Source organism: Phenylobacterium sp. (assembly GCF_030654915.1).
Classification (GTDB): domain Bacteria; phylum Pseudomonadota; class Alphaproteobacteria; order Caulobacterales; family Caulobacteraceae; genus Phenylobacterium.
On record NZ_JAURWM010000061.1, the window covers coordinates 1 to 9,981 of the forward strand.

Annotated in this window: 12 protein-coding genes and 1 tRNA gene; 5 read left to right on the top strand and 8 right to left on the bottom strand. The window is 67.3% G+C overall.

The window, feature by feature from the left end:
- From Q7T84_RS02785 to Q7T84_RS02805, 5 genes are all read right to left on the bottom strand, one after another.
- Positions 1-339: acyl-CoA dehydrogenase family protein (locus tag Q7T84_RS02785; protein ID WP_304806156.1), on the bottom strand; the 339-nt coding region annotated here is incomplete at its 3' end.
- A gap of 42 nt (positions 340-381) precedes the next feature.
- Positions 382-1,620, bottom strand: coding sequence for a lysozyme (locus Q7T84_RS02790; RefSeq protein ID WP_304806158.1), 1,239 nt, complete (start codon positions 1,618-1,620; stop codon positions 382-384).
- A gap of 70 nt (positions 1,621-1,690) precedes the next feature.
- Positions 1,691-3,121 carry a magnesium transporter gene (mgtE, locus tag Q7T84_RS02795; RefSeq protein ID WP_304806159.1) on the bottom strand — a complete coding sequence of 477 codons (1,431 nt, stop codon included), beginning with the start codon at positions 3,119-3,121 and terminating at the stop codon, positions 1,691-1,693.
- Positions 3,122-3,183: 62 nt separating this feature from the next.
- A tRNA-Leu gene (locus tag Q7T84_RS02800) sits at positions 3,184-3,268 on the bottom strand.
- A gap of 48 nt (positions 3,269-3,316) precedes the next feature.
- Positions 3,317-3,568: a FliM/FliN family flagellar motor switch protein gene (locus tag Q7T84_RS02805; protein ID WP_304806160.1), complete on the bottom strand. Its 252-nt coding sequence runs from the start codon at positions 3,566-3,568 to the stop codon at positions 3,317-3,319.
- A gap of 78 nt (positions 3,569-3,646) precedes the next feature.
- On the opposite strand from Q7T84_RS02805, the gene lipB reads away from it, so the two are divergent.
- Entirely contained in the window at positions 3,647-4,372 is a 726-nt protein-coding gene (gene lipB, locus Q7T84_RS02810; protein ID WP_304806161.1) for a lipoyl(octanoyl) transferase LipB, read from the top strand.
- 54 nt (positions 4,373-4,426) lie between these two features.
- Here the strand turns inward: lipB and Q7T84_RS02815 are convergent, their stop codons facing one another.
- Entirely contained in the window at positions 4,427-4,747 is a 321-nt protein-coding gene (locus Q7T84_RS02815; protein WP_304806163.1) for a heavy metal-binding domain-containing protein, read from the bottom strand.
- Positions 4,748-4,805: 58 nt separating this feature from the next.
- Here Q7T84_RS02815 and msrB point away from each other — a divergent pair, with 58 nt between their 5' ends.
- The 3 genes from msrB (at position 4,806) to Q7T84_RS02830 (ending at position 6,930) form a co-directional block, all read left to right on the top strand.
- Positions 4,806-5,300 (top strand): peptide-methionine (R)-S-oxide reductase MsrB, encoded by a 495-nt coding sequence (msrB, locus tag Q7T84_RS02820; RefSeq protein WP_304806164.1) that lies wholly within the window; start codon positions 4,806-4,808, stop codon positions 5,298-5,300.
- Positions 5,300-5,887, top strand: coding sequence for a hypothetical protein (locus Q7T84_RS02825; protein WP_304806165.1), 588 nt, complete (start codon positions 5,300-5,302; stop codon positions 5,885-5,887). Before msrB ends, Q7T84_RS02825 begins: the two co-directional genes overlap by 1 nt.
- Before the next feature lie 71 nt (positions 5,888-5,958).
- The gene (locus Q7T84_RS02830; RefSeq protein WP_304806167.1) at positions 5,959-6,930 is read left to right on the top strand and encodes an SDR family NAD(P)-dependent oxidoreductase; all 972 of its coding nucleotides are present in this window, start codon (positions 5,959-5,961) and stop codon (positions 6,928-6,930) included.
- 7 nt (positions 6,931-6,937) lie between these two features.
- Here the strand turns inward: Q7T84_RS02830 and Q7T84_RS02835 are convergent, their stop codons facing one another.
- Positions 6,938-7,750 (bottom strand): aminoglycoside phosphotransferase family protein, encoded by an 813-nt coding sequence (locus tag Q7T84_RS02835; RefSeq protein WP_304806168.1) that lies wholly within the window; start codon positions 7,748-7,750, stop codon positions 6,938-6,940.
- 62 nt (positions 7,751-7,812) lie between these two features.
- A complete protein-coding gene (locus tag Q7T84_RS02840) occupies positions 7,813-8,538 on the bottom strand; it encodes an ATP12 family chaperone protein (protein WP_304806170.1) in 726 nt (241 codons plus the stop codon).
- 131 nt (positions 8,539-8,669) lie between these two features.
- On the opposite strand from Q7T84_RS02840, the gene Q7T84_RS02845 reads away from it, so the two are divergent.
- On the top strand, positions 8,670-9,761 hold the full coding sequence (locus Q7T84_RS02845; protein WP_304806171.1) for a winged helix DNA-binding domain-containing protein: 1,092 nt from the start codon (positions 8,670-8,672) through the stop codon (positions 9,759-9,761).
- The last annotated feature ends 220 nt before the right edge of the window (positions 9,762-9,981 follow it).

Sequence of the window (9,981 nt, forward strand, 5' to 3'; positions counted from 1 at the left end):
TTCCGGGCTCGCCCAGCGGCGGATCTGGTTCACACAGAGATTGGAATGGGCGCCGTAGGACAGGCCCACCGAGGCCGAGGCGCGGCTGATCTCCTCCATGGCCACCACGTGCTCGAGATAGCCCAGACCCAGGCCCCCGAACTCCTCCTCCACCGTGATCCCGTGCAGGCCGAGGTCGCCCATCTGCGGCCACAGCTCCCGGGGGAATTCGTTGTCGGCGTCGATCCGCGCCGCCAGGGGCGCGATCCGGTCGGCGGCAAAGCGGGCGGTGGTGTCGCGGATGGCGTCGGCGGCCTCGCCGAGGCCGAAATCGAGGCTGGGGCCGTGGTTCGGGATCATGGCGGACGGTTAGCATAGGGCGCCCCGGCGGGCGAGCGGCAGCTAGTCCCGTTCGGCGGCGCGTCCCAGGCGTTGCAGCAGGCGGAATACCGCAACCGTCGCGAAGCCGACACCGGCCAGGCCAGCCAGCCAGCCCACCAGCCGCGGCGTCACGAAGCCGACGCTGGAGACCCCTTGCGCATAGACGCCCCAGAACACGCCGAACCCGAAGAACGCCAGGCCAAGCAGCACCAGCAGCAGGTCCCAGACCAGCGATGGCTCCCGGCGGCGTGGCGCAGGCCGACCGCGGGCGGGGATGAACTCGAACGGCGCCATCTCGACCGTGACCTGCGGCGCGGGCGAACTGGCCATCGCGTGGCTGAACGGGGTCTTGGGGATGTCGAGGTCGACATCGGAGACAGACGCTTCCGACTCCAGCAGCCGGGCGTCGAGGATCGGCTCGGATTCGGGCGGCAGAAACACGGCCGGCTCGGGCGCGACCGGTTCCGGCTCGGGTGCGGGCTCGGTTTGGGGCTCGGGTTCGTAGGCCGGCTGGAACGCGGGCTCCGGGATGAAGTCGGGCTCCTCGCCGGGATCGGCGAACAGGCCCTCCAGCCGCCCAGCGACCGCCTCGGCGGCGGCGGTGACCGCGGGCATCGGGTCTTCGGCGGCTGGAACAGCCTGCGGATGCTCATCGTCGGCCGGCGCGCCCTCGCGGCGGACCACAAGCTGGTCGCCCTCGACCGAGGCCTCCAGCGCCACCGGTCGCTGCAGCGGCACGAGGTCCACGGCGTCCAGATCGATCATCGGCCGCAGGATGGGCGAAGGCGCGGGCACCCAGGCGTCGCCCGCTGGAGTCAGGAACAGGGCCTTTTCGGCGGCGCGGCGACGGACCAGGGAATCGACGACGATGCGCTCGCCCTGGAAGTCGGCCTTGCGCCACAGCTCCATGGCGCAGGCGGCCTGGACAGCGGCGCCGGCGTTCAGGCGCTTGAGCACCTGGCTGCGGCGGAAATTGTCGAGGCCGATGTTGAAGGCGAAGCTGCACAGGGCGTCGAACTGGTTCTGGCAGACCGGCGCGTACAGCGTCTCGTTGACCGCGTGAGCGACGCTGATCAGGTCGTAGAGCAGCAGCGCCTCGGCGTCGGACTCCGACACCTGAGCGCCCTCGCGGGCCGTCAGGGTATGGCCATAGCCGATCGTCCAGCGGCCATCGGGCAGCTGGACGGCGGTCTGGCGGTAGCCTTCGAACCGCTTGAGCAGGTCGATGGCCGCCCGAGAAACGCGATGGCGCGCGTACATGGCCCCGGATTGTCCCAATTCGGCACAGGCGGCAGGCGCCCGTGAGGGCCCGCCGCAAGCCTGAAGCCAGTTACAGCAGGATTAGCGCAACAAGGCCCAGGAAGGCGAAGAAACCTGTGAAGTCCGTGGTGAAAGTCACGAAAACGGATGACGAAACTGCGGGATCCCGTCCCATTCGCTCCAGCGCCAGGGGGATCATCGCGCCCGCGAACGAGGCGACGAAGAGATTGATCATCAGGGCCAGGCCGAAGGTGATGCTCAGCAGCAGGTCCTTGAACAGGAAGAAGACGACCAGACCGGTGACCAAGGCCAGCGCCGCGCCATTGGCGAGCCCCACCGCCATCTCACGGAAAACGGTCCGATAGACGTTTACCTCGGACAGCTCCTTGCTCGCCAAAGCGCGCACCGCGACCGCCAGGGCCTGGGTTCCTGCATTGCCGCCCAGCGAGGCCACGATGGGCATCAGCACCGCTAGCGTCACAAGCTTGGTGATCTCGCCCTCGAACCCGTGGATCACGCTAGCCGCCAAGGCCGCGGTCACGGTGTTGATCATCAGCCACGGCAAGCGCGCCCGGATGATGTCGATAACCGGCGCGTTCCGGCCAGCGTCGGACACGCCGGCCAGGGCCAGGATGTCTTCTTCGCTTTCGTCCTGGATGACCCCGACGATATCGTCGACGGTGATCTGACCGACCAGGCGGCCGCCAGGCTCCACCACCGGAGCCGAGATCAGGTGGTACTTGTCGAAGATGTAGGCCACCTCCTCCTGGTCCATTCCGACCGGGATCTCGGTGACGGCTTCCATGATCTGGGCCAGCGGCGTGTCACGCCTGGCGCGCAGCAGATGGCTGACGGGCGCGGCGCCCACCGGCCTGTAGCTGGGGTCGACCACATAGACGTCGAAGAACAGCTCGGGCAGGTCGTCGCCGTTCTTACGGAAATGGTCGAGGGTCTGGCCGACGGTCCAGAACTGGGGGGCGGCGACCACCTCGCGCTGCATCAGCCGCCCGGCGGTCTCGTCCTCGTAGGCGAGCGATGATTCGATCGCGTTCCGCTCGTTCTCGGGCATGGCGGCCAGGACCTGGACGCGCTTGTCGGCCTCCAGGTCGTCGACCACGTCGGCGGCGTCGTCCGAGTCGAGTTCCTCGAGCGCCTTGGCCAGAGTCGCGGGCGCGACGGTCTCCAGGACCTCTTCGCGAATCTCGGTGTCTAGTTCGGAGAGAATTTCGGCGAGGGCTTCGGGCGCCAGGTGCGCCAGAATCTCCTCGCGGTAGTCCGCCGAGAGGAAGCCCATCAGGTCGGCCACGTCGGCCGGGTGCAGCGCCCCCAACAGGTCTCGGAGGCGCTCGGCGTCGCCGCGATCGGCGGCGTCAACCACCATCGCGACGAAGTCCGGGTTTAGTGCGTAGTCCTCGCCTAGGGCGAGGTCTTCAAGATCTTCTTCCAGTTCGGGAGAGGCCTTGTCGCGAAATTCAGTCGGGTCAGCCGTTTCGCGGCTCATTCGGACCTCCCTGAAAATTCGGACTAAGGCTACTCTATCGGCTGTTTACGACCTTGTTTCACTGGTGCGGTCGAGAAGACTCGAACTTCCACGGGTTGCCCCACAGCGACCTCAACGCTGCGCGTCTACCAATTCCGCCACGACCGCTCGTGGTGAGGCGCGGCTGTTAGCAAACGCTTTTGGCTTTGTGAAGTCCTACTGACCGCCAGCCATGAAATCATACACATTCGCTGCACGGGTGACGGCGATCGAGATGCGGTCCTCGTTGATCTGAATCTCCCCGCGGGCGACCGGATGGTTGTTCGCCAGGATCCAGACTTCGTCGTTCACACCGGCGTCGAGGGGGATCACCGCGCCCCGCCCCATGCGCAGCAATTGCTGCATCGGCAGCGTCGATCGGCCGAGCACGATCGATATCTCGACGTTGACCTCTTTGATCTGACCCAAGACGAAAAGCCCTCGAAACTCTAAGACATAGCGGCGCAGCCTTGTTCGGCCCGCCCCAGGCGCCACATTGAGTCCGACATGCTTGACCGGTCGTTAACCCTCCCCACCGATACCCCGCTCTTCGGTCGCCATGACGGCGTTCCCGCCGGCTGGGCGGTGTCCCCCGGCCAGGTCCCCTACCCGCAGGCCGTCGCCGCCATGGAGGCGCGGGCCCAGGCCATCGCCGAGGGTCGGGCGGGAGAACTAGTCTGGCTGCTGGAGCACCCGCCGCTCTATTCGGGCGGGGTGTCGGCCAAGCCGGGCGACCTGCTGGATCCGAATCGATTCCCGGTCTTCGCCTCCGGGCGCGGCGGGCAATTCACCTATCATGGCCCCGGACAGCGGGTGGCCTATGTGATGCTCGACCTGACCAAGCGCCAGCGCGACGTCCGCGCCTTCGTGGCCAGCCTCGAGGCCTGGGTGATCGGGGCGCTCGGCCATTTCAACGTCGAGGGAGAGATTCGCGACGGGCGTGTCGGGGTCTGGGTCGAGCGCCGGACTCCAGGCCTGCCGATTCGCGAGGACAAGATCGCCGCCATCGGCGTGAAGCTACGGCGCTGGGTGTCGTTCCACGGCGTGTCGCTGAACGTCGAACCGGACCTGGACCATTTCGCCGGCATCATCCCCTGCGGCCAGACCGAGCACGGCGTGACCAGCCTGGTGGACCTTGGCCTTCCCGTCACCATGGACGAGGCGGACGACGCCCTGCGCGCTAGCTTCCGGGAGGTGTTCGGCGAGGTGGAAGCGGCTCAGCCGCCAATCTGAGAGACGCGCCCCCGCTGGGGCGAGGGAGGATCGAAGAAATTTGGGCGCGGCCGCCTAGCGTAGCTTCACGGCGGTGCCGGCGGCGGTGACCATCAGCATGCCATTGTCAGCGCCCAGGGATTCGTAGTCGAGATCGACGCCGACCACGGCGTCGGCTCCGAGGCGCTGGGCTTCGTCGCACATCTCGCGCAGCGCTATATCGCGGGCCTCGCGCAAGGCGTTCTCATAGCCCCCGGCCCGCCCGCCGATAATGTTGGTGATGCCGGCGAACAGATCGCGGAAGATGTGGGCGCCGATGATTGCCTCGCCGCTCACCACCCCGAGCGTCTGGCTGGTGGACCGCTCGGCCACTTCCGGCGTTGTGCTGGTGATCATGCGCCCATCCTCCGCGAGCTACTTTCGCTAAACCCGCAGCGACCTTAGATTGGACACCATGAGCACGCCAGCCGCCTCCCCCACCGGATTTGACCTCACCCCGCCCGACGCGGCCGAACGCCAGCGCCTCGAAGCCAGCCTCACCCGCGAAGAGGCCGAGGTGCTGCTGCACCACGGCACCGAGGCGCCGTTCTGCGGCGGCCTGCTGGATAACAAGGAGGACGGGGTCTATTGCTGCCGCCTCTGCGCCCTGCCGCTGTTCAAGGCCCATACGAAGTTCGAGAGCGTCACCGGCTGGCCCAGCTTCTTCGCTCCCTATGACGAGAGCCACGTCGTCGCCGTGCGCGACGTCAGCTACGGCATGGTGCGGATCGAGACCCGCTGCGCGCGCTGCGACAGCCACCAGGGCCACCTGTTCCCGGACGGCCCGCCCCCGACCCGGCTGCGCTACTGCATCAACTCGGTGTCGCTAGAGTTCACCCAGGACGGCCAGCCGCTCCGTGACCCCTTGCAGCGGGGCGACAACGCCGCCTTGGCCACCCTGCCCGCCTGATGGCCTCGGCGCCGGTCAGCGCTGATTTCTACCTTCATGTTCGGGTGATCATCGGGCTCGTCGTCGGGCTTTCGATCACCCGGGCGCTCTCCGGCTTTTCCGGTTTCGTCCAGCATCCTGGCCGTCGAAAGCTCTATGGCGTCCACCTCGCCTGGGCGGTGTCGATCCTGCTGTCGGCGGTGCATTTCTGGTGGTGGGAGTTCCGCCTCTCCAGCGTCTCCTGGACGTTCGAGCTCTATGCCTTCGTCCTGGCCTATGCGAGCCTCTACTACTTCCTGACCTGCCTGCTGTTCCCCGACGACCTGGCCGACTATGGCGGGTTCGAGGACTTCTTCATGTCGCGGCGAAAGTGGTTCTTCGGGCTGCTGGCCCTGACCTTCCTCGCCGACATCGTCGACACCGCCATCAAGGGCCAGGACTACCTCGCCCACCTCGGCTGGGAATATCCGATACGCTGCGTGGTCTATGTCGCCCTCTGCGGCGTGGCGATCGCCACCCGGAACCGGCGCTTCCACGCGGCCTTCGCCATCGCCAACCTGGCCTACCAGGTGTCCTTCATCCTGCGCCTCTACAACACCGAGGTCTGAGCAGGCCGTGCTTGGCGGACGGTAGGGAAGCCGGTTAGCGTTTCCCAAAATAGCGCCAGGGAGGCGACGCCGTGAAAGACTTCGCAGGCAAGACAGCCGTGATCACCGGCGGCGGCACAGGCATGGGCCGGGAACTGGCCCGCCAACTCGCCGCCGAGGGCTGCAACGTCGCCATGTGCGACGTCTCGGCCAGGGCCATGGACGAGACCGTCCGGCTGATCGAGGCTGACGGCAAGCCGCAGGGCACCAAGGTCACCACTCACATCGCCGACGTCTCCATCGAGGCCCAGTTGATCGCCTTCCGCGATGAGATGGCGCAGCAACAGCAGACCGACCGCATCCACCTGTTGTTCAACAACGCCGGGATCGCCGGCGGCGGCAGCATGGTGACCGACAGCCGCGCGGCCTGGGAGAAAACCTTCAATGTCTGCTGGGGCGGCGTCTATCTGGGCGTGCGGACCTTCCTGCCGATGCTGATGGCGGCCGACGAGGGCCACATCGTCAACACCTCCAGCGTCAACGGCTTTTGGGCCACCGTGGGGCCGAACACCTCCCACACCGCCTATGCAGCGGCCAAGTTCGCGGTGAAGGGCTTCACCGAGGCCCTGGTGACCGATCTGCGGCTCACCGCCCCGCACATCAAATGTTCGGTGGTCATGCCCGGCCACATCGGCACCTCGATCATCGCCAACTCCCGCAAGGTGCAGGGCGGAACCGACTCCGACGACCTGAGCGCCGAGGAGCTGGCCCAAGCCCGCGCTCGCGCGGCGGCGGCCGGCAGGGACCTTAGCCAGGTCCCAGACGTCGCCATCCGGGCGATCAGCGCCGAAGCCGCCCGTAGCTTCCTGGAAGACGCCCCGATGACCGCCACCGCGGCGGCCAAGGTGATCCTCGACGGGGTCAAGGCCGAGCGCTGGCGCATCCTGGTCGGCGAGGACGCGCAGATCCTCGATCAATGGGTCCGCAAGGATCCCGAGCAGGCCTATGAGCCGCAGTTCTTCGCCGATTTCGCCCAGCAGGTGGGTTGGAAGCTGGGCGGCTGACCCGGCCTCAGACGCCGAGCTGCGCCGCCGCCAGCTCGGCGATCGAGAGGTCGAAGCGCGCCAGGTCGCCGTCGCCCAAGATCCAGGCCGCCGACAGCCCGCTATAGGCCAGGATCCACATCAACAGCCGCCTGGGCTCCATCCCGGCCCGTTCGGACACCTGAGCCAGGTACCGCTGTAAACGGCCAGGCTGCAACGCCGTGGCGGTGTCCGGATTGCAGAACGGATTGGCGTAGTCATAGCCGCGCTCACCCAGAAGGCCCTTTGGGTCGATGGCGAGCCAGCCGCGCGGGCCAAAGTCCAGGATATTGGCGTGGTGGACGTCGCCGTGCAGCGCCACAACGTCGCGGGGGTCGGCCAGCAACGTCTGAGCGGCTTGATGCGCGGCCGCCAGGACGCCGCCCTGGGCGGCCGCCATGGGGCCGAGTTCCCGGAACCAGATGTCCAGCGGCACGAGCGTCGACAGCGACCTGCGGCCACGCGGGGCGTGCAGCACCTCGACCGCGTCGCAGATGATCTGGGTGGCCGCGTCGTCCTGCCCGTCCTTCGACATCGCGATCAGACACCGTGGGCCCATCGCCCGCTCCAACAGCAAAGCCTCGCCTTCACGGGCCAGCACGCGGGCCGCGCCCTGGCCCGCCCACCACTCCATCAGCGCCCCGCCGGCGATCTCATCGGGCGACGGGCTGACCTTCAGCATCGCGGCCTGCTCATCGCGGCGAACAGGCAGCAGCCAGCTACCGGTATGTTCGGTGGTGAAGGCCTCGCCATCCGGCGTCAGCCGCCATCGGTCGAGCCAAGGTTGAAGCGTCTCGGTCATGCCGGTCATCTAGGCACGAAAGGCCGCGCCGAAAGATCGGGACCGGCTTTTGTCGCCGCTCCCTAGGCCAGCGCCTTGAACCACTGCTCCAGCATCTGGCTCTCGATCAGCAGGCGCGCGGTGCGTTCGGCGGCCTCATCGTCGATCCCCCATTTTTCCTGCTGATAGGCCTCGTCGACCCGTGAGAGGGCGTAGGCCTCCTCGCCCGTCAGCCAGCCGCGATAGAGGGCGAAGGCCAACACGCCCGAACCGAACAATGGAACCCCGAAGGCCACGCCGGTCAGGGTGAAGTCGTCCAGCTCCAGCGCCAAGGCCTTGATCTTGGCCAGGGTTTCCTGCGGCTGAGCGGTGTGGATGATGCCGGTGGTGCGCACGAAGACCAGGGCGAGCTCGCGTTCGGCCCGTTGCAGGATGGGCTCCCAGGCCTCGACTTGCCGTTGATGCAAGCTCTCAGGCTCTCCGGCGAAATAGCAGAGCAGGTCGGAGGCGGCGTATTCGGCGACCTGTTCGGCGGTCGCCTCACGGGCCGGCGGAATCGCTTCGGTGGCGGTGAAGGCCAGACGCGTGATGGCCATGTCCGCCATCTCGATCACCTCGCCCTGACCGGCCCATTCGGCGGCGACCATGTCAGCCAGCGCCTGGGTCGGGACATTCAGCTTTCCGCCCTTGGGCGAACGGACATTTCGACCGTCGAGCTTGACGGCGAAGCCGCCGTCCTCGGCCACCACCGCGACGTCCTTGTAAAACCGCCGCGGCTTCGCGCCCGGTTCGATGAAGCCCTTTTTCAAACTCGCCTCCTGGCCACGCGCGGAAAGTGCGCGGGCGCGAAGGGTGGAATGGGGACGGAAGCGCAAATAGGCAAGCTGCGGTTTGAGCAATGGGGCTGGTCGGACACCGTTCTCTCAGCGATCCTCTACCTATGGCTGATCAGATTCTCACCCAGCGCGACCTGAACAGAATCCTGCTGGCCCGGCAGATGCTGCTGGCGCGAGAGAAGATCGGTCCGGTCGACGCGTTGGAGCGGCTGTTCGCCATCCAGGCCCAACTGCCCCGCGCGCCGTTCCTGGGGCTGTGGGCGCGGCTGGACGGGTTCGAGCGCGGTGATCTCCTGACGGCCATCCATGAGCGGCGGGTGGTGCGCTCGACCCTGATGCGCGGCACCCTGCATCTGGCCAGCGCCAAGGACGTGCTGGCCTTCCGCACCACCGTCATGCCTCCGCGCAACATCACCCTGCCCTGGGGCGTCAAGCCGACCACCGATGAGTTGGAGCGCGTGCTCGACATCTCCAGGCGGCACTTCGAGACCGAGCCCAAGAAATTCGAGAGCGTCCGCGAAGTCCTGGAAGCCCAGGGCGTCAAGGCGGTGCGGCCGCTGGCCTATGCCGCGCGCATCTTCCTGCCCCTGGTCCAAGCCTCGTCCAACGCCCCCTTCGGTCACGAGCCGGGCGGGTTCTTCACCTTGGCCAAGACCTGGCTGGGCCTGGATGAATATCCGACGCCCCGGCCCCATGATCTGGCCCGGCGCTATCTGGCCGCCCACGGTCCCTGCCTGCCCGCCGACTTCGCCGCCTGGTCGGGCCTGGGGGCGGCCGCGCTGGTCTTCGAGGGCCTGGGCGACGACGTCGTCACCTTCAAGGATGAGCGCAAGCGCACGCTGTTCGACCTGAAACATGCCCCGCGCCCGGGCGGCGACATCCCGGCGCCCGTGCGATTGTTGGCTGATTTCGACGGTGCGGTCCTGGGCCGAGCCGACCGGACGGGGATCATTCGTCCGGAACACGCCCCGCTGCTGGCCAGCAAGAACGGACTGATCCCGCCCATGGTGCTGGTCGACGGCCTCGTCGTCGGAACCTGGAGGATCGAGCCGAGGAAGAAGACCGTCGCGGTGAGCGTGCGCCTGTTCGACACGGTCTCGCCCAAGGATCGCAAGGCCATCGAGGCCGAGGCGATCTCCGCCGCGAAATTCCTGGAGCCCGACGCCGTGGCGGCGGTGACGTTCGCGGAGGCATAGCGCCACCAAAGCCGTCATCCCGGTTTGCGAAGCAAGACCGGGACCCATTCGCGTCGTACAGGCCGAAGGTGGCGAGGTCGGCCGCCGCCTGCTCGATCAGCAGTTCATGGGTCCCGGACAGCCGCTGCGCGGCTTCCGGGATGACACCATGATGCTTAGCTGCGCCGCCGACGCTTGAACGGCTCAGGCTCAGCCTCGTGTTCGTCGAAGCCGAAGCGCT